The 20,828-nt window shown below is 51.6% G+C and carries 33 protein-coding genes; 6 read left to right on the forward strand and 27 right to left on the reverse strand.

The genetic code is table 11. The features are described 5' to 3' along the window. Nucleotides 1-104: 104 nt before the first annotated feature. Complete coding sequence (locus FA92_RS15810) at nucleotides 105-659, forward strand: gamma carbonic anhydrase family protein (protein WP_013359223.1); 555 nt, start codon at nucleotides 105-107, stop codon at nucleotides 657-659. On the opposite strand, the gene FA92_RS15815 is transcribed toward FA92_RS15810, so the two are convergent. The 6 genes from FA92_RS15815 to dprA are packed head-to-tail and all read right to left on the reverse strand — an operon-like array spanning nucleotide 626 to nucleotide 4,420. Next, entirely contained in the window at nucleotides 626-883 is a 258-nt protein-coding gene (locus FA92_RS15815; RefSeq protein WP_033784128.1) for a DUF1488 domain-containing protein, read from the reverse strand. The two genes, FA92_RS15810 and FA92_RS15815, sit on opposite strands and share 34 nt — an antisense overlap. After that, nucleotides 880-1,698, reverse strand: a complete 819-nt coding sequence (aroE, locus tag FA92_RS15820) for a shikimate dehydrogenase (RefSeq protein WP_033784129.1) — start codon at nucleotides 1,696-1,698, stop codon at nucleotides 880-882. Before aroE ends, FA92_RS15815 begins: the two co-directional genes overlap by 4 nt. Nucleotides 1,699-1,701: 3 nt before the next feature. Next, nucleotides 1,702-2,274, reverse strand: coding sequence for an L-threonylcarbamoyladenylate synthase type 1 TsaC (gene tsaC, locus FA92_RS15825; RefSeq protein WP_013359226.1), 573 nt, complete (start codon nucleotides 2,272-2,274; stop codon nucleotides 1,702-1,704). 3 nt (nucleotides 2,275-2,277) lie between these two features. Beyond that, the gene (locus tag FA92_RS15830) at nucleotides 2,278-2,826 is read right to left on the reverse strand and encodes a type I DNA topoisomerase (RefSeq protein ID WP_033784130.1); all 549 of its coding nucleotides are present in this window, start codon (nucleotides 2,824-2,826) and stop codon (nucleotides 2,278-2,280) included. 24 nt (nucleotides 2,827-2,850) lie between these two features. Further along, entirely contained in the window at nucleotides 2,851-3,324 is a 474-nt protein-coding gene (gene smg, locus FA92_RS15835; RefSeq protein WP_033784131.1) for a DUF494 family protein Smg, read from the reverse strand. Continuing rightward, nucleotides 3,296-4,420 carry a DNA-protecting protein DprA gene (gene dprA, locus FA92_RS15840; RefSeq protein ID WP_033784132.1) on the reverse strand — a complete coding sequence of 375 codons (1,125 nt, stop codon included), beginning with the start codon at nucleotides 4,418-4,420 and terminating at the stop codon, nucleotides 3,296-3,298. Before dprA ends, smg begins: the two co-directional genes overlap by 29 nt. Before the next feature lie 115 nt (nucleotides 4,421-4,535). On the opposite strand from dprA, the gene def reads away from it, so the two are divergent. From def to mscL, 5 genes are all read left to right on the forward strand, one after another. Then, nucleotides 4,536-5,048, forward strand: a complete 513-nt coding sequence (def, locus tag FA92_RS15845; protein WP_033784133.1) for a peptide deformylase — start codon at nucleotides 4,536-4,538, stop codon at nucleotides 5,046-5,048. 20 nt (nucleotides 5,049-5,068) lie between these two features. Continuing rightward, on the forward strand, nucleotides 5,069-6,013 hold the full coding sequence (gene fmt / locus FA92_RS15850) for a methionyl-tRNA formyltransferase (RefSeq protein ID WP_033784134.1): 945 nt from the start codon (nucleotides 5,069-5,071) through the stop codon (nucleotides 6,011-6,013). Between the two features lie 49 nt (nucleotides 6,014-6,062). After that, nucleotides 6,063-7,364, forward strand: a complete 1,302-nt coding sequence (gene rsmB / locus FA92_RS15855) for a 16S rRNA (cytosine(967)-C(5))-methyltransferase RsmB (protein WP_013359232.1) — start codon at nucleotides 6,063-6,065, stop codon at nucleotides 7,362-7,364. An 18-nt stretch (nucleotides 7,365-7,382) separates the two neighbouring features. Beyond that, nucleotides 7,383-8,759: a Trk system potassium transporter TrkA gene (trkA, locus tag FA92_RS15860; RefSeq protein WP_013359233.1), complete on the forward strand. Its 1,377-nt coding sequence runs from the start codon at nucleotides 7,383-7,385 to the stop codon at nucleotides 8,757-8,759. 124 nt (nucleotides 8,760-8,883) lie between these two features. Next, entirely contained in the window at nucleotides 8,884-9,294 is a 411-nt protein-coding gene (gene mscL, locus FA92_RS15865) for a large-conductance mechanosensitive channel protein MscL (RefSeq protein ID WP_013359234.1), read from the forward strand. On the opposite strand, the gene FA92_RS22790 is transcribed toward mscL, so the two are convergent. The 21 genes from FA92_RS22790 to FA92_RS15960 form a co-directional block, all read right to left on the reverse strand. Then, nucleotides 9,230-9,526, reverse strand: a complete 297-nt coding sequence (locus tag FA92_RS22790) for an alternative ribosome-rescue factor A (RefSeq protein WP_071822199.1) — start codon at nucleotides 9,524-9,526, stop codon at nucleotides 9,230-9,232. The two genes, mscL and FA92_RS22790, sit on opposite strands and share 65 nt — an antisense overlap. A gap of 59 nt (nucleotides 9,527-9,585) precedes the next feature. After that, complete coding sequence (zntR, locus tag FA92_RS15870; RefSeq protein WP_033784135.1) at nucleotides 9,586-10,002, reverse strand: Zn(2+)-responsive transcriptional regulator; 417 nt, start codon at nucleotides 10,000-10,002, stop codon at nucleotides 9,586-9,588. Next, the gene (locus FA92_RS15875) at nucleotides 10,003-10,374 is read right to left on the reverse strand and encodes a DUF1992 domain-containing protein (protein ID WP_033784136.1); all 372 of its coding nucleotides are present in this window, start codon (nucleotides 10,372-10,374) and stop codon (nucleotides 10,003-10,005) included. Between the two features lie 95 nt (nucleotides 10,375-10,469). Then, complete coding sequence (gene rplQ, locus FA92_RS15880) at nucleotides 10,470-10,856, reverse strand: 50S ribosomal protein L17 (protein WP_003850180.1); 387 nt, start codon at nucleotides 10,854-10,856, stop codon at nucleotides 10,470-10,472. Nucleotides 10,857-10,896: 40 nt separating this feature from the next. Further along, a complete protein-coding gene (rpoA, locus tag FA92_RS15885) occupies nucleotides 10,897-11,886 on the reverse strand; it encodes a DNA-directed RNA polymerase subunit alpha (protein ID WP_003850179.1) in 990 nt (329 codons plus the stop codon). A 25-nt stretch (nucleotides 11,887-11,911) separates the two neighbouring features. Then, the gene (gene rpsD, locus FA92_RS15890) at nucleotides 11,912-12,532 is read right to left on the reverse strand and encodes a 30S ribosomal protein S4 (protein WP_008927131.1); all 621 of its coding nucleotides are present in this window, start codon (nucleotides 12,530-12,532) and stop codon (nucleotides 11,912-11,914) included. Between the two features lie 33 nt (nucleotides 12,533-12,565). Next, nucleotides 12,566-12,955: a 30S ribosomal protein S11 gene (gene rpsK, locus FA92_RS15895; protein ID WP_004160563.1), complete on the reverse strand. Its 390-nt coding sequence runs from the start codon at nucleotides 12,953-12,955 to the stop codon at nucleotides 12,566-12,568. A gap of 16 nt (nucleotides 12,956-12,971) precedes the next feature. Continuing rightward, on the reverse strand, nucleotides 12,972-13,328 hold the full coding sequence (gene rpsM, locus FA92_RS15900) for a 30S ribosomal protein S13 (RefSeq protein WP_003850176.1): 357 nt from the start codon (nucleotides 13,326-13,328) through the stop codon (nucleotides 12,972-12,974). Nucleotides 13,329-13,474: 146 nt separating this feature from the next. Continuing rightward, the gene (gene rpmJ, locus FA92_RS22795; RefSeq protein WP_010252805.1) at nucleotides 13,475-13,591 is read right to left on the reverse strand and encodes a 50S ribosomal protein L36; all 117 of its coding nucleotides are present in this window, start codon (nucleotides 13,589-13,591) and stop codon (nucleotides 13,475-13,477) included. 32 nt (nucleotides 13,592-13,623) lie between these two features. Next, nucleotides 13,624-14,955, reverse strand: a complete 1,332-nt coding sequence (gene secY, locus FA92_RS15905; RefSeq protein ID WP_003850175.1) for a preprotein translocase subunit SecY — start codon at nucleotides 14,953-14,955, stop codon at nucleotides 13,624-13,626. 7 nt (nucleotides 14,956-14,962) lie between these two features. Further along, a complete protein-coding gene (gene rplO, locus FA92_RS15910; RefSeq protein WP_003850168.1) occupies nucleotides 14,963-15,397 on the reverse strand; it encodes a 50S ribosomal protein L15 in 435 nt (144 codons plus the stop codon). Between the two features lie 3 nt (nucleotides 15,398-15,400). Beyond that, nucleotides 15,401-15,580 carry a 50S ribosomal protein L30 gene (gene rpmD / locus FA92_RS15915; RefSeq protein WP_003850166.1) on the reverse strand — a complete coding sequence of 60 codons (180 nt, stop codon included), beginning with the start codon at nucleotides 15,578-15,580 and terminating at the stop codon, nucleotides 15,401-15,403. 5 nt (nucleotides 15,581-15,585) lie between these two features. Then, complete coding sequence (rpsE, locus tag FA92_RS15920) at nucleotides 15,586-16,086, reverse strand: 30S ribosomal protein S5 (protein WP_003850164.1); 501 nt, start codon at nucleotides 16,084-16,086, stop codon at nucleotides 15,586-15,588. Between the two features lie 14 nt (nucleotides 16,087-16,100). Beyond that, nucleotides 16,101-16,454 carry a 50S ribosomal protein L18 gene (gene rplR / locus FA92_RS15925; RefSeq protein ID WP_003850163.1) on the reverse strand — a complete coding sequence of 118 codons (354 nt, stop codon included), beginning with the start codon at nucleotides 16,452-16,454 and terminating at the stop codon, nucleotides 16,101-16,103. 9 nt (nucleotides 16,455-16,463) lie between these two features. After that, nucleotides 16,464-16,997, reverse strand: a complete 534-nt coding sequence (rplF, locus tag FA92_RS15930; protein WP_013359237.1) for a 50S ribosomal protein L6 — start codon at nucleotides 16,995-16,997, stop codon at nucleotides 16,464-16,466. Nucleotides 16,998-17,010: 13 nt separating this feature from the next. Then, the gene (gene rpsH / locus FA92_RS15935) at nucleotides 17,011-17,403 is read right to left on the reverse strand and encodes a 30S ribosomal protein S8 (protein WP_003850158.1); all 393 of its coding nucleotides are present in this window, start codon (nucleotides 17,401-17,403) and stop codon (nucleotides 17,011-17,013) included. A 32-nt stretch (nucleotides 17,404-17,435) separates the two neighbouring features. Beyond that, entirely contained in the window at nucleotides 17,436-17,741 is a 306-nt protein-coding gene (gene rpsN, locus FA92_RS15940) for a 30S ribosomal protein S14 (RefSeq protein ID WP_008927132.1), read from the reverse strand. Nucleotides 17,742-17,755: 14 nt separating this feature from the next. Continuing rightward, complete coding sequence (gene rplE, locus FA92_RS15945) at nucleotides 17,756-18,295, reverse strand: 50S ribosomal protein L5 (RefSeq protein ID WP_003850155.1); 540 nt, start codon at nucleotides 18,293-18,295, stop codon at nucleotides 17,756-17,758. A gap of 14 nt (nucleotides 18,296-18,309) precedes the next feature. Next, nucleotides 18,310-18,624 carry a 50S ribosomal protein L24 gene (gene rplX / locus FA92_RS15950; RefSeq protein WP_003850150.1) on the reverse strand — a complete coding sequence of 105 codons (315 nt, stop codon included), beginning with the start codon at nucleotides 18,622-18,624 and terminating at the stop codon, nucleotides 18,310-18,312. Nucleotides 18,625-18,634: 10 nt separating this feature from the next. Continuing rightward, on the reverse strand, nucleotides 18,635-19,006 hold the full coding sequence (gene rplN / locus FA92_RS15955; RefSeq protein ID WP_006120590.1) for a 50S ribosomal protein L14: 372 nt from the start codon (nucleotides 19,004-19,006) through the stop codon (nucleotides 18,635-18,637). A gap of 248 nt (nucleotides 19,007-19,254) precedes the next feature. After that, nucleotides 19,255-20,607, reverse strand: coding sequence for an 8-oxoguanine deaminase (locus FA92_RS15960; RefSeq protein ID WP_033784137.1), 1,353 nt, complete (start codon nucleotides 20,605-20,607; stop codon nucleotides 19,255-19,257). Between the last annotated feature and the right edge of the window lie 221 nt (nucleotides 20,608-20,828).

Consider the following 20,828-nt stretch of genomic DNA (forward strand, 5'->3'; position numbering starts at 1 on the left):
ATGATCCAGATTGGTGAGATCGCCAGCGACCCGCGTCAGAATTGGCTTGTCAGCTGGCTAAAATGGCATCAGGCTGCAGTGAAAATAGAACAAAGGAGAACAAGATGACTTCCGCCCTACGTCCCTATAAAGATCTTTTCCCGCAAACGGGCCAGCGCGTTATGGTCGATCCAAGCAGTGTTGTCGTCGGTGATGTGATTATGGAGGATGACGTTAGCATCTGGCCGCTGGTTGCGATAAGAGGTGATGTGAATCAGGTCCGCATTGGTGCCCGTACTAACGTGCAGGACGGCAGTGTTCTGCACGTCACGCATAAATCAGCCGCCAACCCCCAGGGCTTCCCTCTTATTATCGGCGAGGACGTCACCGTCGGGCATAAAGCGATGCTACACGGCTGTACCATTGGCGATCGCGTGCTGGTCGGAATGGGATCGATTCTGCTGGATGGCGTAATAGTAGAAGAAGAGGTAATGATTGGTGCCGGAAGTTTGGTGCCGCCCGGTAAAAGGCTGGAAAGCGGCTATCTCTACCTGGGTAGCCCGGTAAAGCAGGTCAGGCCGCTGAATGACAGTGAAAAGGAAGGTTTACGCTATTCCGCTAATAACTATGTTGGCTGGAAGGATGATTATCTGGCGGGAGATAACCAGATCCAGCCCTGATTATCTACATCATCCTGACGAATGGCCGCTTCGGCCTCATCTTCCAGATCCCAGCGATGGTGCTGAAACAGCGTCATCGCCTCTCCTTCACCAAAACGTGAATTCAGCGAATCGCGGCTGATTGCACAATTCAGCCGTATGCCGTTGACCAGTACTGGAAAACAGACCGCGTTCAGTTCAGCGTCATAGGTTTCCTCATCCGGGAACTGTATCGCCTGATTCATGGCTGCATGGCCTGCTTAAGCTGAGCAATCACGGGCGTGATTTCCGGCATCACACCGTGCCATATGTAGAAAGCATACGCAGCCTGACCCACCAGCATCCCCAGTCCATCGGCCAGATGATAAGTCCCTTGCGCCTGACACCAGCGTAAAAAAGGCGTCAGCCCGCTTTGGTAAAACATGTCGTAGCAGCGCACTTCAGAATGGATAACCTCTGCAGGTAAAGGAGGCGTTTCTCCATTCACACCACTTGAAGTGGCGTTGATGATCAGATCAAAGCGCTGATCCGCCAGCTGCTCAAAACCAGATGCCCGGATAGCCCCGCTCGCGCTAAACAGGTTCGCCAGCTCTTCAGCGCGCGCGGCGGTACGATTGACGACGGTCAGTGTCACGCCTGCTGAAAGCAGCGGCAAGATAACACCGCGTGCGGCCCCGCCCGCTCCCACCAGCAAGACATTGTCGCCAGCGTTGATCATATTCAGCCGTTCAAGATCGCTTAACAGGCCGATACCATCCGTGTTGTCTCCCAGGATCTGCCCATCACTGAGCTTTTTAACGGTGTTTACCGCACCGGACAGAGCTGCACGTTCGCTGAGCTGATCGGCAAATTCCCATGCCTGCTGTTTGAAAGGTAACGTCACGTTGGCACCACGACCTCCCTGTTCGAAAAAGGCAGAAAGCGATTGAGGAAAACCATCAACCGGGGCACAGATGCAACCATAGCGATGCTCAATGCCCGTCTGCTCAGCGAAGGCCTGATGGATCAGCGGCGATTTACTGTGGCTGATCGGATTACCGAAAACGGCGAATTGATCCATGAATTAACCCTGACGTATGAGTTCGCCGCTAATGACATCGCGGATTTCAGAAGGATTGAGCCGTCCACCCGTTTTCCCCGACAGAACCGGGAACGGCTCACCAAACTGCTGCTTCACTTCTTCAGCCGTACGGCAGGGAGGCTGACCTGACAGGTTTGCGCTGGTCGAGACCAGCGGTTTGCCAAACGCCCGACATAGCGCCTGAACATCCGGATGGTCACTGACGCGAATGGCCAGGGAATCAAACTGTCCGGTAAGCCAGCGAGGCGTCTGTGGCGGCACAGGCACGACAAAAGTCACCGGGCCGGGCCAGCAGGCAAACATCCGCTCTCGCTGGACTACAGAAAGTTCGCGCGCCGAGATGTAAGGCTCAAGCTGACTGTAATCAGCCGCAATCAGGATGAGCCCCTTCTCTACCGGGCGCTGTTTCAGCGCCAGCAACGCCATAACGGCAGATTCACTGTCAGGGTCACAGCCCAGACCAAATACGGCTTCCGTAGGATAGGCGATGACCGCCTGACGATTCAGATGCTCTAAACAGGTCTCAAGTGAATCGGCGAGGTGTTGATTTTCCATGGTCTATGAATTCTCTTCAGCGATGGCTTTGCCACAACTCTTACTGGCGCAGAAGCGCTTAACGCCCTGCGCCGTCTTTTTCTCAACTAACAGCGGATACTCACAATAAGGACAGATTCCGGCAACGGGTGTCAGATTGACGACAAACTGGCAGGCCGGATAACGATCGCAGGAGTGAAACGTTTTGCCATAACGGGAACGCCGCTGAACTAACCGGCCTTCATGGCACTGTGGACAGGCCAGCGAGGTTTCATCCGGTTTATCGATGGTTTCTGTGTATCCGCATTCCGGATAGAGGCTGCAGCCGATAAACATACCAAAACGTGCCTGCCGCAACACTTTATCCGCACCGCATTCAGGACAGGCGTGTCCTTCCAGCACTTTGACCACATGGCCATCGGCCTGACCTTTTAAAGGTCGAATGTAGTCACAAGCTGGGTAGTTCGCGCAGCCCAGAAAAGGACCGTGTTTACCGGAACGGATAACCAGTTCTGCCCCGCAAGCGGGGCAGGGATCCTGTTTACGCACGGTGAAGAGTGCAGCTTTACTCATAGCGATCAATGCATGAAAGGAAATTTAATGCAGCATACCTTCATTGGCGTCGAATAGCAGTTCTTCCATCTGCTGATAGGCATTTTCACATCCCGGGATGTTGAACAACACCATTAGCACTACCCATTTGAGATCCTCCAAATCAAACTCAGAGGTATCCAGCGCCATGATACGTTCGATGACCATTTCACGGGTTTCCAGGTTCAGCACCTGAATCTGCTCCAGGAACAGCAGGAAACCACGGCTGTCAGCATCTAAACGTTTGCTCTCTTCATCGGTATAAATACGCATGGAGAGCGGATCATTTGTCAGTAAAATTGGTGCTACCAGACCTTCCTGATAGTCAGCCAGTCTTTCTAACCAGTTCAGCGCACTGTAAACATCTTCACGATGGAACCCGGCATCCGTCAGGTCATCTGTCAATCTGTCCTGATCAACACCCATTTCTGCTTCGTTGTGGATATATGTCTCAAACAAGTACATCAGTACGTCGAACATGGCATGCCCTCCTCAATCGGACATAGCCGCCGGGTACAGCTGCGATCCATCCTGCTAATTCCAGTTCCAGCAACTGAGCTGAGATAACTGGCACAGATTGGCCGGCACGTTCAGCGACAACGTCAACAGGTGTAACATCATCTCCTACGTTAGCCAACACATCAGCAAATGGCAATGGAGCATCGTCCCTCACCTCAGAATAAATTTCATCCGCCTGAGCCATGGGTAGCCAGTTAAGTGCATTTGCCAGATCTTCTGCGATGTTATTGGGATGAGCCACCAGCAGCGCGCCCTGCTGAATCAGCCAGTTTACGCCTTCGCTTAACGGGTTACCGAGTGCGCCAGGTAAGGCATAGACATTACGATTTTGCTCCAGCGCATAGCGAGCCGTCACCAGTGAGCCACTTTTCAGCGAGGCTTCTACCACCAACACACCGTGGCTCAGGCCGCTAATGATACGATTACGGCGTGGAAAATTAAGGGGATGCGGTATGGTGGTCAGTGGAAACTCAGAAACGATAGCACCGCCCTGCCCTACAATCTCTGCGGCAAGACGGGTATGGTTTTTGGGATAAAGATGCTGCAACCCGCTTCCTAACACCGCCACCGTTTTACCGCCCACGTTAAGTGCGGCCTGATGCGCAACGCCATCAATACCCCGCGCCAGTCCGCTGGTGATGGTCAATCCGCCCAGGCTTAAATGCTGGGTAAACCAGTCACACCAGTAACGGCCATAGTGAGAGCTGTTCCGGCTTCCTACAATTGCTAACTGTGGTGTACTGATAACAGCAGGATCGCCATCAATATAAAGCAGCGGCGGAAAGCGATTGGTTTCTTTAAGACGGGCTGGATAAGCTGCATCCAGAGCGGTAATCAGATGATGAGCCGGACTCTGCGCCAGCCAGGAACAGACTTCCTCAATATTTTTTTCATTAAATTCATAATATTGCTGCCGCTGGCTGGCATCTAACCCAAGCCGGATAAGCTGCTCATCGTCTGCCAGTCCGGCACCTGTCTGCTGCGCCACGTCAACCCAGCGTTTTCCTGTCATTCCGGTGACGGCCGCCAGCCGCACATACTGCCCTGTTTTGTCCATCTCCTGCTCCCTGATCGCCCTTGCTTCCTGCCGCACAATGCTGTCAATCAGGCCTCGAAAAGTCTACAATATGAGGCAGTAATCTTTTCTTAACCGAATACAGATCTGGATATTTATGTCAGTTTTGCAGGTATTACATTTCCCTGACGAGCGTCTTCGCAAAGTCGCTTCGCCCGTTAAAGAAGTTAACGCAGACATTCAGCGTATCGTTGATGATATGTTCGAGACGATGTATGCCGAAGAAGGTATCGGTCTTGCGGCTACGCAGGTCGATATTCATCAGCGCATTATCGTGATTGATGTCTCTGAAAGTCGTGAAGAGCGTTTAGTCCTGATTAACCCTGAGCTGCTGGAAAAAAGCGGCGAAACCGGTATTGAAGAGGGTTGCCTCTCTATTCCGGAACAGCGCGCGTTTGTTCCACGTGCTGAGCGGGTAAAGGTTCGCGCACTTGATCGTGATGGTAAAAGTTTCGAGCTGGAAGCCAGCGAGTTACTGGCCATCTGCATCCAGCATGAGATTGATCATCTGGAAGGCAAACTGTTTATTGATTATCTGTCGCCTCTGAAGCGGCAACGAATCAAAACTAAGTTAGAGAAACTGGCGCGTCAGAACGCGCAGGCTTCCTGAGATCTTAAGAAGGGATAAACGTGTCTGCCCCGCTAAAAATCATCTTTGCCGGCACACCTGACTTCGCAGCGCGTCATCTTGACGCGCTGCTTGCTTCTGAACATCAGGTTATCGGCGTATTCACCCAACCCGACCGTCCTGCGGGCCGCGGTAACAAACTCACGCCGGGCCCGGTCAAAACGCTGGCGCTGGCACATGACATTCCGGTTTATCAGCCTAAGTCACTGCGACCTGAAGAAAATCAGCAGCTGGTCGCTGATCTGAAGGCAGACGTGATGGTCGTTGTGGCCTACGGATTAATTCTGCCAAAGGCCGTACTGGATATGCCACGTCTCGGCTGTATCAACGTTCATGGTTCGCTGCTGCCGCGCTGGCGTGGAGCCGCGCCTATTCAGCGCGCACTGTGGGCTGGCGACAGCGAAACCGGCGTGACCATCATGCAGATGGACGTGGGGTTAGACACCGGCGATATGCTGCATAAGCTGGCTTGCCCGATTACCGCTGAAGATACCAGTGCAACGCTCTATGACAAGCTGGCACAGCTTGGTCCACAGGGGCTGCTGGATACGCTGACGTTACTGAGCACAGGACAGGCTTCACCTGAAAAGCAGGATGAAACACTGGCCAACTATGCTGAGAAACTTAGCAAAGAGGAAGCACGTCTCGACTGGACCCTCTCTGCAGACCAGCTTGAACGTTGTATTCGCGCGTTTAACCCGTGGCCGATGAGCTTTTTCACCATTGATGATCAACCCGTAAAAGTCTGGCAGACAAGCGTTCTGCCGCACAGCGATCGTTCGCCGGGTGAAATTATCAGTGCGGATAAGCATGGCATACAGGTCGCGACGGCTCAGGGTGTACTGAATCTGCTGCAGTTACAGCCTGCCGGTAAAAAACCGATGTCGGCTCAGGATCTTCTCAACTCGCGCCGGGAATGGTTTGAACCTGGAACCCTTCTCGACTGACTCCCAGGCCCGGTCACTCACCGGGCCTTTTGTTTGATGACAAAACCCTATGACTAAATCTATCAACCTGCGAAGCCTTTCCGCTCAACTTATTGAGCGTGTGGTCGACAAAGGCGAATCCCTGAATACCGCACTGCCGGCCGCCCAGAAAAAACTCTCTGACAAAGATAGCGCGTTAGTGCAGGAAATCTGTTTTGGCGTATTGCGCACATTGCCGCAGCTTGAAGCGCTGATCGGCAGACTGATGGAGCGTCCACTGACCGGCAAACAGCGGGTTCTGCACTATCTGATCATGGTCGGGCTTTATCAGCTGGAATATACCCGTGTGCCTGCCCATGCCGCACTGGCAGAAACCGTCGCGGGCGCCGAAGTCCTGAAGCGTACCAGCCTGAAAGGCTTGTTAAATGGTGTATTACGCCAGTTTCAGCGCCAGCGGGAAGAGCTGCTTGCCAGCATTCAGGATGGTCCACAGCGTTATCTTCATCCGGGATGGCTGCTAAAGCGGTTACAGCATGCCTGGCCTGAACAGTGGCAGCAGATCGTCGAAGCCAATAATCTTCGTCCGCCGATGTGGCTGCGGGTTAACCGCCAGCACCACAATCGTGACGCATGGCTGGCCATGCTGGTCGAAATCGACAGAAATGCACAACCCGCTGACGACGTACCGGATGCGCTGCGGCTTGACGCGCCTGCCCCGGTCAGCCAGCTACCCGGCTTTGATCAGGGTTGGGTGACCGTGCAGGATTTATCCGCTCAGCGCTGTGCTTTGCTGCTTGAACCGCAAAATGGCGAACAGATTCTGGATTTATGCGCGGCGCCTGGCGGTAAAACGACCCACATTCTTGAAATTGCGCCGGAAGCAGAAGTGATGGCCGTCGACGTAGATGCGCAGCGCCTTAAACGTGTTGAGGAAAATCTGCAGCGGTTGGGCATGAAAGCAGACGTTAAACAGGGTGATGGACGAACGCCGCAACAGTGGTGCGGTGATCGTCAGTTTGACCGTATTCTGCTGGATGCGCCCTGCTCTGCGACCGGTGTAATCCGACGCCATCCTGATATTAAATGGCTGCGTCGCGATCGCGATATCGCCGAGCTGGCAAAGCTTCAGAGTGAAATTCTTGACGCCATCTGGCCGCACCTGAAACCAGGCGGTACGCTGATTTATGCCACCTGCTCGATCCTGCCTGAAGAGAATCATCAGCAGATTGAGGCTTTCCTGCAACGCCAGCACGATGCTCAGGCAGAATCCCTCAGGGGTGCGCCGGCGAACGGCTTGCAGGTATTCCCGCAGGCCGAAGGCGGAGATGGTTTCTTCTACGCTAAGCTGATAAAGAAATCGGGTACAAACTGAGATGAGTATTGATAAGCGATGAAAATAATCATTCTGGGTGCAGGACAGGTTGGCGGAACCCTGGCAGAAAATCTGGTCGGTGAAAACAACGACATTACGGTGGTCGATACCGATTCTTCACGTCTGCGTCATCTGCAGGATAAGTTCGATTTGCGCGTTGTTCAGGGCCATGGTTCCCATCCGCGAATTCTGCGTGAGGCGGGTGCGGAAGATGCCGACATGCTGGTTGCCGTAACCAACTCGGATGAAACCAACATGATCGCTTGCCAGATTGCTTATTCGCTTTTCAATACCCCGAATCGCATCGCCCGTATCCGCGCGGCCGACTATTTGCGCGATGCAGACAAGTTGTTTATACCTGAAGCAGTGCCTATTGATCATCTGATCTCACCTGAGCAGCTGGTAATCGACAATATCTACCGGCTGATTCAGTATCCTGGCGCATTGCAGGTGGTTAACTTTGCTGAGGGAAAAGTCAGTCTGGCAGTGGTAAAAGCCTATTATGGCGGGCCGCTGGTAGGAAATCCGCTCTCGATCATGCGTGAGCACATGCCACACATCGATACACGCGTAGCCGCTATATTCCGGCAGGATCGTCCTATTCGTCCGCAGGGTTCAACCATTGTAGAAGCAGGTGATGAAGTGTTCTTCATCGCTGCCAGTCAGAATATTCGTGCGGTGATGAGTGAAATGCAGCGGCTGGAGAAACCTTATAAACGGATTATGCTGGTCGGTGGCGGCAACATCGGTTTCGGTCTGGCGCAGCGGCTTGAGAAGCACTACAGCGTTAAGCTGATTGAGCGGAATCCCCAGCGCGCAGCGGAACTTGCAGAACATCTGCATGACACTGTGGTGTTTTATGGCGATGCGTCCGATCAGGAGCTGCTCGCTGAAGAGCACGTTGAGCAGGTCGATCTGTTTATCGCCGTCACCAACGATGATGAAGCGAACATCATGTCAGCCATGCTGGCGAAAAAGATGGGTGCGAAAAAAGTGATGGTACTGATTCAGCGCCGCGCTTACGTCGATCTGGTCCAGGGCAGCGTCATCGATATCGCTATTTCCCCTCAGCAAGCCACGATCTCTGCTCTGCTGGGTCATGTGCGCAAAGCGGATATCGTGGGCGTTTCATCGTTACGACGCGGTATTGCAGAGGCGATCGAAGCGATAGCGCATGGTGACGAGTCGACGTCACGCGTTGTGGGTCGTTCGATTGATGACATCAAATTGCCGCCAGGGACTATTATTGGCGCAGTCGTTCGTGGTGATGATGTGATGATTGCCAATGATAACCTGCGTATTGAACAAGGCGATCATGTCATCATGTTCCTGACCGATAAGAAATTCGTGTCAGATGTGGAACGCCTCTTCCAGCCGAGTCCGTTTTTCCTGTAAATGCCGCTTTTACAGGCTAACTCAGCATGCTGCATGCAAAACTGCCGCTTAAATGGCTGTGTTGATGGCAAAAACAGTGAGGTTTGTTAGACTTTATGGCGTTGGCTTAGGCAAGGAGATAAGTATGAGTTTAATCAAAGAGTTTCGTGATTTCGCAATGCGCGGCAATGTAATGGATTTAGCCGTGGGTGTCATCATCGGTGCAGCATTCGGTAAAATCGTTTCATCATTAGTCGCTAATATCATCATGCCACCATTAGGCTTGCTGATCGGCGGAGTCGATTTCAAATCATTCGCATGGGTTCTTAAGCCCGCAACAGGCGATGCGCCAGCTGTTGTTATGCAGTACGGTATCTTCCTTCAGACCATCTTTGATTTCGTCATTATCGCTTTCGCGATCTTTATGGCGATTAAGTTGATGAATCGTCTGTACAAGAAAAAAGAAGTGGAGAAGCCAGCCGCTAAACCGTCTAACGAAGAAGTCTTACTGACCGAAATCCGCGATCTGCTGAAACAGCAGAATACCCGGGTATAGTGAATAAGCCGCCACGAAGGCGGTTTTTTACTGTAAAAGCAGAAGGGCAGTGATAAGACGCTTTCTTATCACTGCCCTCCCATCCAGTCCCCTTACCATGTTTCTCTTTCCGCTTAAAACTGCCTTTACCCTTTTGCTTCTGCTCAATACGTTGTCGAAATAACGGGTCGTGCAGCAGTGCCTGAATCGCGTTATCGCGAATTTGCCCTTTAGTATGCTGATATTTACTCATAAAGCCTCCTGTTGAGATGGTCAGATACTCTATTCCTTTGCAGCAAAATAACAAGATGCTTATTTACTCAACGCCTCTCCACGCTCCAGCGCCTCAAGAATTGAGCACGAAATGCTACTGTGACTGTCACCACAACACGCATCCGAGAGGTGTCGCAAAGAGCGCTGCATCGTTTCTAATTCTGTGATCATCTGAGCCACTTCACTTAGCCGTTTTTCAACGATCGCTTTTGATTCCTGACAGGTATGATGCGCAGGATCGACCCGGATGGAAAGTAGCTCTCTGATGGCTTCAAGGCTAAACCCGAGTTTACGACCGTAGCGGATAAATTTCAGACGCTGAAGATCGGCCTCGGTATATAGGCGAAATCCCCCTTCCGTACGACCGTCATGATCCATCATCTGCTGTTTTTCATAAAAACGGATGGTGTCTGGCGTGACGTCAGCAAGCTTAGCTAACTGTCCGATGCGAAACATCTACTTCTCCTCGCTGAAGTGATTCTGAAGGGCTGTCGAATAATCGCCATGCAGAAAATCCGTGCTCATACCCGCCTGGCGTAATCGCAGCGCCAGCAACTGAAGCCGATGACAATGATCCTGATAGTGATGATCCGCGGGATCGAGCTGGCGAATAAGATCGTTCACTTCCATCGCCTCCCGTCTTAACTCCAGCTCCGGCGGCAGAAAGCCCGCGTTTTTCAGTAGCCGGTAGCCCGCTCTTAATTCAGGAGGAACATGGCTGTCATCATCCAGCTGTAATGGCTTTCCAGAGCCCGGAAGATTGCTAAGCTCACCCTTTTCCAGCGCTGCCTTAATATGCTGTTCCGCAAGTTCATCAACCAACCACATAATCGGCTCCTTTGAACATGAAAGACATCTTTCTAAGGTAGTAAATTTCAGGCAATAAAAAACCCGCCGAAGCGGGTTTTTTACGTTGCTACAGATTACTCTGCGGCTGCTTCTGCTTGAGCTTCTGGACGATCAACCAGCTCGATGTAAGCCATCGGAGCGTTGTCACCAGCACGGAAGCCACACTTCAGAATACGAGTGTAACCACCGGCACGGCTCGCGAAACGCGGGCCCAGCTCATTAAACAGTTTTGCCACGATCTCGTTATCACGAGTACGGGCGAATGCCAGACGACGATTAGCTACGCTGTCGGTCTTGGCAAGAGTAATCAGCGGCTCAACTACGCGACGCAGTTCTTTGGCTTTCGGCAGAGTCGTTTTGATGATCTCATGACGAACCAGAGAACCGGCCATGTTGCGGAACATAGCCTGACGATGGCTGCTGTTGCGGTTCAGTTGACGACCACTCTTACGATGGCGCATGACCTTATCCTTCTCAGTGAAACCTTAACCTGTGATCTGATTATTCATCAGCAATGCTTGCTGGCGGCCAGTTCTCGAGGCGCATGCCCAGAGAAAGACCACGCGAAGCCAGCACATCTTTAATCTCAGTAAGAGATTTTTTACCAAGGTTAGGCGTTTTAAGCAGCTCAACCTCGGTACGCTGTACCAGATCACCGATGTAGTGGATAGCTTCTGCCTTGAGGCAGTTAGCAGAGCGGACAGTCAATTCCAGATCGTCAACAGGGCGCAGCAGGATCGGATCGAATTCTGGTTTCTCTTCTTTGACTTCCGGCTGACGTACATCACGTAGGTCAACGAAAGCTTCAAGTTGTTCTGCCAGAATGGTTGCCGCACGACGAATCGCCTCTTCAGGATCGATTGTGCCGTTGGTTTCCATTTCGATGACCAGCTTGTCCAGGTCGGTGCGCTGCTCTACACGCGCTGCTTCAACATTGTAGGCGATACGGTCTACAGGGCTGTAGCAAGCGTCAACTAACAGGCGGCCGATTGGGCGCTCATCTTCTTCCGAATGAATTCGGGCAGAAGCCGGCACATAGCCACGTCCACGCTGAACTTTGATACGCATGCTGATAGCAGCGTTCTCATCGGTCAGATGGCAAATGACATGCTGAGGCTTGACGATTTCGACATCACCATCATGGGTAATGTCGGCTGCAGTCACAGGGCCAATGCCAGATTTATTCAGGGTCAGAATAACTTCATCTTTACCCTGAACTCTTACCGCCAGCCCTTTCAGGTTGAGCAGGATTTCCAGGATATCTTCCTGTACGCCCTCTTTGGTGCTGTACTCATGAAGTACACCATCAATTTCAACCTCGGTCACCGCGCAACCCGGCATGGATGAAAGCAGAATACGGCGCAGTGCGTTACCAAGAGTATGGCCAAAGCCACGCTCTAAAGGCTCAAGGGTCACCTTGGCGTGCGTCGAACTCACTTGCTCGATATCTACCAGGCGCGGTTTTAGAAACTCTGTCACAGAACCCTGCATTGTGTCCTCTCTTTGGTACTAAGCCTTACTTGGAGTAAAGCTCGACGATCAGGTGTTCGTTAATGTCCGCAGACAGATCAGTACGTTCAGGAATACGCTTGAACACACCTTCCATCTTAGTCGCATCAACTTCCAGCCAGGTTGGCTTTTCACGCTGCTCAGCCAGCTCCAGAGCGGCCTTCACGCGAGATTGCTTTTTGGCTTTCTCACGGATGCTAACGACATCATTCGGAGATACCTGATAAGAAGCGATGTTAACAACGCGGCCATTTACCAGAACAGACTTATGGCTCACCAGCTGACGTGCTTCTGCACGAGTGGCACCAAAGCCCATACGATAAACTACGTTGTCCAGACGACCTTCCAGCAGAGCCAACAGGTTTTCACCGGTGTTGCCTTTCAGACGAGCTGCTTCTTTGTAATAGTTACGGAACTGACGCTCCAGCACGCCGTAGATACGACGAACTTTCTGCTTTTCACGTAACTGACCGCCGTAATCAGACAGACGCGGTTTACGCGCACCATGCTGACCAGGGGCTTGTTCAATCTTACACTTGGAATCAATCGCGCGAACGCCAGACTTAAGGAATAAGTCAGTGCCCTCACGACGGCTCAGCTTGAGCTTAGGACCCAAATATCTTGCCATTTTCTTTCTCCAACTATCCTAAAAAAACGGGCGTTATACGCGACGTTTTTTCGGCGGACGACAACCGTTATGAGGGATCGGAGTCACATCAGTAATATTAGTGATGCGGAAACCAGCGGCGTTCAAAGCACGAATCGTAGATTCGCGACCTGGACCCGGACCCTTTACCATAACTTCCAGGTTCTTAATTCCGTAATCTTTTACCGCTTCTGCACAGCGCTCTGCAGCGACCTGAGCAGCAAACGGAGTGGATTTACGTGAACCGCGGAAACCGGAACCACCGGCGGTTGCCCAACCCAGTGCGTTACCCTGACGATCAGTAATGGTAACGATGGTGTTGTTAAAAGAAGCATGGACATGAGCCACGCCATCTGAGACTTGTTTTCTTACACGCTTGCGTGCACGAACTGGTGCCTTTGCCATTATTTACTCACCCCGATTATTTCTTGATCGGTTTACGCGGACCCTTACGGGTACGTGCGTTGGTCTTAGTACGCTGACCGCGAACCGGAAGACCACGACGATGGCGCAAACCACGGTAGCAACCAAGGTCCATAAGACGCTTGATGCTCAGGGTGATTTCACGGCGCAGATCACCTTCTACAACGAATTTCGCAACTGCATCACGCAGCTGATCAATTTGTTCTTCAGACAGCTCACTGATCTTAACATTTTCAGCAATACCCGTTGAAGCGCAGATGGCTTTTGAACGGGTTTTACCGATACCGAAGATCGAAGTTAATGCGATAACGGTATGTTTTTGATCAGGAATGTTAATGCCTGCTATACGGGCCACTATGCACTCCTATAATTAAACAAGCACGTCCCATGCTGAAAAGCCCGTTTTCAGGATACTCAAATGGAAACGTACTGACATACAAAAGATTGGCTGGCTAATCTAGCCAGCTCAACCCGACTTTGCAAGAAAAATATGTGACAAAATCAGCCTTGGCGCTGTTTATGCTTTGGCTCGGCGCTGCAGATCACACGTACGACACCGTCGCGACGAATGATTTTGCAGTTACGACATAATCTCTTGACGGAAGCACGAACTTTCATTTTTACTCTCCGTAACTTCTCAACCAACTGAATTAACGGCCGTAGCCTTTCAGGTTAGCTTTCTTCAGTGCCGACTCATACTGACTGGACATCATCAGAGTTTGCACTTGAGCCATAAAGTCCATGATGACGACAACTACGATGAGCAGTGAAGTACCGCCAAAGTAGAAGGGAACCTTCATCGCATCACGCATGAACTCCGGGATAAGGCAGATAAAAGTAATATACAGCGCGCCGATTAAGGTCAGTCGCGTCATTACTTTATCAATATACTTCGCCGTTTGCTCTCCCGGACGAATTCCCGGTACGAATGCACCAGACTTCTTCAGGTTATCTGCTGTTTCACGTGGGTTGAAAACCAACGCCGTATAGAAGAAACAGAAGAAGATGATTGCAGTCGCATAGAGTAGCACATAAAGCGGCTGTCCTGGCTGCAAATACAGCGAAATTGTTGTCAGCCAGTTCCAACCGGTACCGCCCCCAAACCACGATGCAATCGTTGCCGGGAACAGAATAATGCTGGAAGCAAAGATGGCTGGAATAACGCCCGCCATATTCACTTTCAACGGTAAATGTGTGCTCTGTGCAGCGTAAACGCGACGACCCTGCTGACGTTTTGCGTAGTTCACCACAATGCGGCGCTGACCACGTTCAACGAAGATAACAAAGAAGGTCACTGCGAATACGAGTACTGCAACCAACAGCAACAGAAGGAAGTGCAGGTCGCCTTGCCGCGCTTGCTCGATGGTATGGCCAATGGCCGGCGGAAGACCCGCAACAATACCTGCGAAGATAATGATCGAAATACCGTTACCGATACCACGCTCAGTAATCTGTTCGCCCAGCCACATCAGGAACATCGTTCCTGAGACCAGACTCACAACAGCGGTAAAGTAGAAAGCAAAGCCTGGATTCATGACCAGACCTTGCATCCCTGGCATATTCGGCAGACCGGTAGCAATACCGATCGACTGAAATATGGCCAATACCAACGTACCGTATCGGGTGTACTGGCTAATCTTACGACGGCCAGCCTCACCTTCTTTCTTAATTTCCGCTAACGCTGGATGAACCACCGTTAATAACTGGATGATAATCGATGCCGAAATATACGGCATGATACCCAGTGCGAAAATAGAAGCACGGCTGAGAGCACCACCAGAGAACATGTTAAACATTTCAATGATGGTGCCACGCTGTTGCTCAAGCAGTTTGGCAAGTACAGTGGCATCAATACCAGGGATTGGAATAAAAGAGCCAATACGGAAGACAATGAGTGCGCCGATTACAAACAGCAGTCTGCGTTTCAGCTCACCAAAGCCGCCTTTGGCACTTTGAAAATCTAATCCCGGTTGTTTAGCCATCTGCTACTTATTCCTCGATTTTACCGCCAGCAGCTTCGATTGCAGCACGAGCACCTTTGGTGACACGCAGGCCGCGAACCGTTACCGGTGTAGATACTTCACCAGACAGAATTACTTTAACGAATTCAATCTGAACACCGACAATGTTGGCTGCTTTCAGCGCGTTCAGGTCGACGATACCGCCTTCAACTTTCGCCAGATCAGACAGACGAATCTCTGTGGTGATCATTGCTTTGCGAGAGGTGAAACCGAACTTCGGCAGACGACGGTACAGAGGCATCTGACCACCTTCGAAACCGCGACGTACGCCACCGCCAGAACGTGAGTTCTGACCTTTGTGACCACGACCACCGGTTTTTCCGAGGCCAGAACCGATACCACGACCCAGACGCTTGGTAGCGTGCTTAGACCCTTCGGCCGGAGACAGAGTATTTAAACGCATCTCTTACTCCTCCACTTTAACCATATAGGAAACCGCGTTAACCATACCGCGTACTGCAGGCGTGTCTTCACGCTCAACGGTGTGGCCAATACGACGCAGACCCAGGCCAACCAGAGTGGCTTTATGCTTAGGCAAGCGGCCGATTGAACTACGGGTTTGAGTGATTTTAATAGTCTTAGCCATCGTGATTACCCCAGAATTTCTTCAACGGATTTACCACGCTTAGCAGCGACCATTTCCGGAGATTTCATATTGCCCAGGCCGTCGATAGTTGCACGAACCACGTTAATCGGGTTAGTAGAACCATAGGCTTTTGCCAGTACGTTATGAACTCCAGCGACTTCCAGAACGGCGCGCATTGCACCACCGGCGATGATACCGGTACCTTCTGAAGCCGGCTGCATGAACACGCGGGAACCCGTGTGTGCACCTTTAACAGGGTGCTGCAGGGTGCCGTTGGTCAGCGCGACGTTAACCATGTTGCGACGGGCTTTCTCCATCGCTTTCTGGATCGCTGCTGGAACTTCACGCGCTTTACCGTAACCAAAACCTACGCGACCATTACCATCACCTACCACAGTCAGTGCTGTGAAGGAGAAGATACGACCACCTTTAACAGTTTTAGAAACACGGTTTACCGCGATCAGTTTTTCCTGCAGTTCGCCAGCTTGTTTCTCGATGTGTGCCATCTTAGACCTCTACCTTAGAACTGAAGGCCAGCTTCACGGGCAGCATCTGCCAGTGCCTGGACGCGACCATGATATTGGAAACCGGAACGGTCGAAAGAAACACCAGTGATGCCTTTTTCGATTGCGCGTTCTGCGATAGCTTTGCCTACTGCAGCTGCGGCTTCTTTATTACCGGTATACTTCAGTTGTTCAGTGATAGCTTTTTCTACAGTAGAAGCAGCGACCAGAACTTCGGAACCGTTCGGGGCGATTACCTGTGCGTAAATATGACGCGGGGTACGATGTACCACCAGGCGAGTAGCACCCAGCTCTTTGAGCTTGCGACGTGCACGGGTCGCACGACGGATACGAGCAGATTTCTTATCCATAGTGTTACCTTACTTCTTCTTAGCCTCTTTGGTACGCACGACTTCGTCGGCGTAACGGACACCCTTGCCTTTATAAGGCTCAGGACGACGGTAGGCGCGCAGGTCCGCAGCAACCTGACCAATCAGCTGTTTATCAGCGCCTTTCAGCACGATCTCAGTCTGAGTTGGACATTCTGCAGTGATACCCGCGGGCAGCTGGTGATCGACTGGATGAGAAAAGCCCAGAGACAGGTTTACCACGTCGCCTTTAACGGCTGCACGATAACCTACACCAACCAGCTGCAGCTTCTTAGTGAAGCCTTCGGTAACACCGATAACCATTGCGTTCAGCAGCGCGCGAGAAGTACCCGCCTGCGCCCAGCCGTCAACGAAACCTTCGCGCGGAGCGAAAGTCAGAGCGTTGTCAGCATGCTTAACTTCAACAGCATCATTGATAGTACGAGTCAGCTCGCCGTTTTTACCTTTAATCGAAATTACCTGACCGTCGAGTTTTACCTCTACGCCGGCAGGAACAACGACAGGTGCTTTAGCAACACGAGACATATGTATCCTCCGATTACGCTACGTAGCAGATAATTTCGCCACCAAGACCTGCCTGGCGCGCTGCACGATCAGTCATGACACCTTTAGATGTAGAAACTACAGCGATGCCCATACCAGCCATTACCTTTGGCAGCTCATCTTTTTTCTTATAGATGCGCAGGCCAGGACGGCTTACTCGCTGAATGCTTTCTACAACAGCTTTGCCCTGGAAATACTTGAGAGTAAGTTCCAGTTCCAGCTTGATGTCGCCTTCGATTTTGAAATCTTCAATATATCCTTCTTCCTTCAGAACGTTGGCAATTGCCAATTTCAGCTTGGAGGAAGGCATGGTGACCGCAACTTTGTTCGCGGCCTGACCGTTACGGATACGGGTCAGCATATCCGCGATCGGATCTTGCATGCTCATCTGTGTTACTCCCGTGATTCAATTGGTGACAATTACCAGCTAGCCTTTTTCAGACCCGGAATTTCACCGCGCATGGCGGCTTCGCGGACCTTGATACGGCTCAACCCAAACTTCCGCAGGAAACCGTGCGGACGACCTGTTTGACGGCAGCGGTTACGCTGACGTGAAGGGCTGGAATCACGCGGCAGACTCTGCAGCTTCAGAACAGCATCCCAACGGTCTTCGTCGGAAGCGTTCACATCAGAGATGATCGCTTTCAGTTCAGCGCGTTTAGCGAAGAATTTGTCTGCTAATTTTGCACGCTTAACTTCGCGCGCTTTCATAGATTGCTTAGCCATTAAGTAACCCTACCTTACTTACGGAACGGGAAGTCAAAGGCAGCCAGCAGAGCACGGCCTTCATCATCAGATTTCGCAGTAGTGGTAATGGTGATATCCAAACCACGAACGCGATCGACTTTGTCGTAGTCGATTTCTGGGAAGATGATCTGCTCACGTACACCCATGCTGTAGTTGCCACGACCATCGAATGACTTAGCGGACAAGCCACGGAAGTCACGGATACGTGGAACTGCAATGGTGACCAGACGCTCAAAGAACTCCCACATGCGCTCGCCACGCAGAGTTACTTTACAGCCGATCGGATAGCCCTGACGGATTTTGAAGCCTGCAACTGATTTGCGTGCTTTGGTGACCAGCGGTTTTTGACCGGAGATTGCTGCCAGGTCAGCTGCTGCGTTATCCAGCAGTTTCTTGTCAGCGATCGCTTCACCAACACCCATGTTCAGGGTGATCTTCTCGACCCGAGGGACTTGCATGACAGAATTGTAGCCAAACTCTGTCATGAGTTTCTGGACTACTTCGTCTTTGTAGTAATCATGCAGTTTCGCCATCGTACTACTCCAAATTACTTGATAGTTTCGCTGTTAGACTTGAAGAAACGGACTTTTTTGCCGTCTTCGAATCTAAAGCCTACACGGTCAGCCTTACCAGTTGCCGCGTTGAACAGTGCAACGTTAGAAACCTGAATAGCAGCTTCTTTTTCAACGATGCCACCTGGTTGGTTCAGGGCCGGAACCGGCTTCTGATGTTTTTTAACCAGGTTGATACCTTCAACGATGACCTTACCAGAAGACAGGACATTCTTAACTTTACCGCGCTTACCTTTATCTTTACCGGTTAACACGATAACTTCGTCGTTACGACGGATTTTAGCTGCCATTGTTCGCTCCTTAGAGTACTTCTGGTGCCAGAGAGATAATTTTCATGAACTTTTCAGTACGAAGTTCACGAGTTACCGGCCCAAAAATACGCGTACCGATAGGCTGCTCACTGTTATTGTTCAGAATAACGCATGCATTACCATCGAAGCGAATGACAGAACCGTCCGGGCGACGAACACCCTTCCTGGTGCGCACCACTACCGCCTTCAGGACATCACCTTTTTTGACTTTACCACGAGGAATTGCTTCCTTGATGGTAACTTTGATGATGTCACCGACGCCTGCGTAGCGACGGTGCGAGCCACCCAGAACCTTGATACACATTACGCGACGTGCACCGGAGTTGTCGGCGACGTTCAGCATAGTCTGTTCTTGGATCATTTTAGTGCTCCGCTAATGTCAACTACTACTTCGGGACCTAAACCTCAGGTCGTTAGAAAGCCCCATAATTGAGGGCGCGGCATTGTAACACCGGTTCTCACAGATGGGTAGAAAAAATAAACGGCTCTCAATCGAGCCGCTGATTTTCCCTGATGACAGGGAGGGCGTATTCTAGGGAATAGTGCGAACAGTAGCAAATGTAATCTGCCTTATTTTTCGTCGCCTCCCTAATAAAGTGCCCTTCTGACTCAACTAACCAGTTTTCTGGCCAGTTGGTTATGCTGATGCAGCACGGCTGGCAGTTCAATTCCGGCCAGTTGTCCGTCACGCACCCTGACTTTTCCGTTGATGATGCTGTAAGCGACCTGCCCCGGATTACAGAACACCAGGGCGGCGACAGGATCGTGCCCTGCCCCGGCAAGACCAATGCGATTCAGGTCAAAGATCGCCAAGTCAGCCATCATGCCCGGTGCAATGGCGCCCACGTCGTCGCGATTCAGCACTTTTGCTCCACCCAGCGTCGCCAGCTCCAGAGCCTGACGTGCCGTCATCGCATCCGGGCCGAAACCCACGCGTTGCAACAGCATCGCCTGACGTACCTCTGCCATCATGTCTGAGCTGTCATTGGAGGCTGACCCATCCACGCCCATACCGACATGGACACCGGCATCACACATGTGGCGTATCGGTGCAATACCCGAACCGAGACGCATGTTTGAACAGGGGCAGTGTGCGACGCCGGTTCCGGTACGTGCAAAGAGCTCCATACCATGCTGATCCAGTTTTACGCAGTGTGCATGCCAGACATCCGGCCCTACCCAGCCGAGGTCCTCAACGTACTGCGCTGGCGTCATGTTGAATTTCTCGCGGCTATAGCGGATATCGCTGTCGTTCTCCGCCAGATGAGTATGCATCGAGACGTTGAAGCTGCGTGCCAGTGCAGCGGACTGCTTCATCAGCTCATGACTGACCGAGAACGGTGAACATGGTGCCACCACGATGCGTAACATCGAGCCGTGGCTGTCATCGTGATAGCGCTCAATCACACGCTGCGTGTCCCTGAGGATGGCGGCTTCATTCTCAACCAGCGAATCAGGCGGCAGGCCACCCAGGGATTTACCGACGCTCATGCTGCCCCGGCTGGCATGGAAACGCATGCCCATTAACGCTGCAGCCTCAATGCTGTCGTCAAGCTTACAGCCGTTAGGGTAGACATAGAGATGGTCACTGGTGGTGGTACAACCGGAAAGCATTAACTCGGCCATCGAAATCTGCGTTGAGATATGAATCATCTCAGGTGTCAGATTCTGCCATAGTGGGTAGAGGTGGGTAAGCCAGTTGAACAGTTCGCCGTTTTGTACCGCAGGAATAGCCCGGGTCAGGCTCTGATACATGTGATGATGCGTATTAATCAGGCCAGGTATAACAATGTGTCCCCGCAGATCGATAATCTCATCTGCGCTATCGGGTAACGATCCTGCTTCCCCGACCGCAACGATCTGATTTCCTTTAATCAGAATACTGGCGTTCCGTATTTCCCGCCGGTCGGCATCCATGCAAACCACGCATTCAGCATTCTTCAGTAACAGAGTTCGTTCCATGCTATTGCCTGTGGGTTGAGATTGTGTGCTACCCGATAATAGCGGCAAGCTTTTGGCAGAGCTAATCGCAGGTAACGCAGCTAACAGTGGCAGCTTTATCAGTGACCGGCGTAAGCGGTCAGGACTCTCCATTTTCACAGCACATTTCCTTGTACAGTTATGATAACCCAGACCTTTATGGCCTACAGCTTTCAGGCCTCATTGCCTGAACCGTCTCAGCT

The sequence above is a fragment of the Pantoea sp. 9140 genome (assembly GCF_000745295.1).
In the GTDB taxonomy this organism is placed as follows: domain Bacteria; phylum Pseudomonadota; class Gammaproteobacteria; order Enterobacterales; family Enterobacteriaceae; genus Pantoea; species Pantoea vagans.

Coding starts and splice junctions, on each gene's coding strand:
- FA92_RS15810 (WP_013359223.1), top strand. CDS start 105: ATGACTTCCGCCCTACGTCCCTATAAAGATCTTTTCCCGCAAACGGGC.
- FA92_RS15815 (WP_033784128.1), bottom strand. CDS start 883: ATGAATCAGGCGATACAGTTCCCGGATGAGGAAACCTATGACGCTGAA.
- aroE (WP_033784129.1), bottom strand. CDS start 1,698: ATGGATCAATTCGCCGTTTTCGGTAATCCGATCAGCCACAGTAAATCG.
- tsaC (WP_013359226.1), bottom strand. CDS start 2,274: ATGGAAAATCAACACCTCGCCGATTCACTTGAGACCTGTTTAGAGCAT.
- FA92_RS15830 (WP_033784130.1), bottom strand. CDS start 2,826: ATGAGTAAAGCTGCACTCTTCACCGTGCGTAAACAGGATCCCTGCCCC.
- smg (WP_033784131.1), bottom strand. CDS start 3,324: ATGTTCGACGTACTGATGTACTTGTTTGAGACATATATCCACAACGAA.
- dprA (WP_033784132.1), bottom strand. CDS start 4,420: ATGGACAAAACAGGGCAGTATGTGCGGCTGGCGGCCGTCACCGGAATG.
- def (WP_033784133.1), top strand. CDS start 4,536: ATGTCAGTTTTGCAGGTATTACATTTCCCTGACGAGCGTCTTCGCAAA.
- rsmB (WP_013359232.1), top strand. CDS start 6,063: ATGACTAAATCTATCAACCTGCGAAGCCTTTCCGCTCAACTTATTGAG.
- trkA (WP_013359233.1), top strand. CDS start 7,383: ATGAAAATAATCATTCTGGGTGCAGGACAGGTTGGCGGAACCCTGGCA.
- mscL (WP_013359234.1), top strand. CDS start 8,884: ATGAGTTTAATCAAAGAGTTTCGTGATTTCGCAATGCGCGGCAATGTA.
- FA92_RS22790 (WP_071822199.1), bottom strand. CDS start 9,526: ATGAGTAAATATCAGCATACTAAAGGGCAAATTCGCGATAACGCGATT.
- zntR (WP_033784135.1), bottom strand. CDS start 10,002: ATGTTTCGCATCGGACAGTTAGCTAAGCTTGCTGACGTCACGCCAGAC.
- FA92_RS15875 (WP_033784136.1), bottom strand. CDS start 10,374: ATGTGGTTGGTTGATGAACTTGCGGAACAGCATATTAAGGCAGCGCTG.
- rplQ (WP_003850180.1), bottom strand. CDS start 10,856: ATGCGCCATCGTAAGAGTGGTCGTCAACTGAACCGCAACAGCAGCCAT.
- rpoA (WP_003850179.1), bottom strand. CDS start 11,886: ATGCAGGGTTCTGTGACAGAGTTTCTAAAACCGCGCCTGGTAGATATC.
- rpsD (WP_008927131.1), bottom strand. CDS start 12,532: ATGGCAAGATATTTGGGTCCTAAGCTCAAGCTGAGCCGTCGTGAGGGC.
- rpsK (WP_004160563.1), bottom strand. CDS start 12,955: ATGGCAAAGGCACCAGTTCGTGCACGCAAGCGTGTAAGAAAACAAGTC.
- rpmJ (WP_010252805.1), bottom strand. CDS start 13,591: ATGAAAGTTCGTGCTTCCGTCAAGAGATTATGTCGTAACTGCAAAATC.
- secY (WP_003850175.1), bottom strand. CDS start 14,955: ATGGCTAAACAACCGGGATTAGATTTTCAAAGTGCCAAAGGCGGCTTT.
- rplO (WP_003850168.1), bottom strand. CDS start 15,397: ATGCGTTTAAATACTCTGTCTCCGGCCGAAGGGTCTAAGCACGCTACC.
- rpmD (WP_003850166.1), bottom strand. CDS start 15,580: ATGGCTAAGACTATTAAAATCACTCAAACCCGTAGTTCAATCGGCCGC.
- rpsE (WP_003850164.1), bottom strand. CDS start 16,086: ATGGCACACATCGAGAAACAAGCTGGCGAACTGCAGGAAAAACTGATC.
- rplR (WP_003850163.1), bottom strand. CDS start 16,454: ATGGATAAGAAATCTGCTCGTATCCGTCGTGCGACCCGTGCACGTCGC.
- rplF (WP_013359237.1), bottom strand. CDS start 16,997: ATGTCTCGTGTTGCTAAAGCACCTGTCGTTGTTCCTGCCGGCGTAGAG.
- rpsH (WP_003850158.1), bottom strand. CDS start 17,403: ATGAGCATGCAAGATCCGATCGCGGATATGCTGACCCGTATCCGTAAC.
- rpsN (WP_008927132.1), bottom strand. CDS start 17,741: ATGGCTAAGCAATCTATGAAAGCGCGCGAAGTTAAGCGTGCAAAATTA.
- rplE (WP_003850155.1), bottom strand. CDS start 18,295: ATGGCGAAACTGCATGATTACTACAAAGACGAAGTAGTCCAGAAACTC.
- rplX (WP_003850150.1), bottom strand. CDS start 18,624: ATGGCAGCTAAAATCCGTCGTAACGACGAAGTTATCGTGTTAACCGGT.
- rplN (WP_006120590.1), bottom strand. CDS start 19,006: ATGATCCAAGAACAGACTATGCTGAACGTCGCCGACAACTCCGGTGCA.
- FA92_RS15960 (WP_033784137.1), bottom strand. CDS start 20,607: ATGGAACGAACTCTGTTACTGAAGAATGCTGAATGCGTGGTTTGCATG.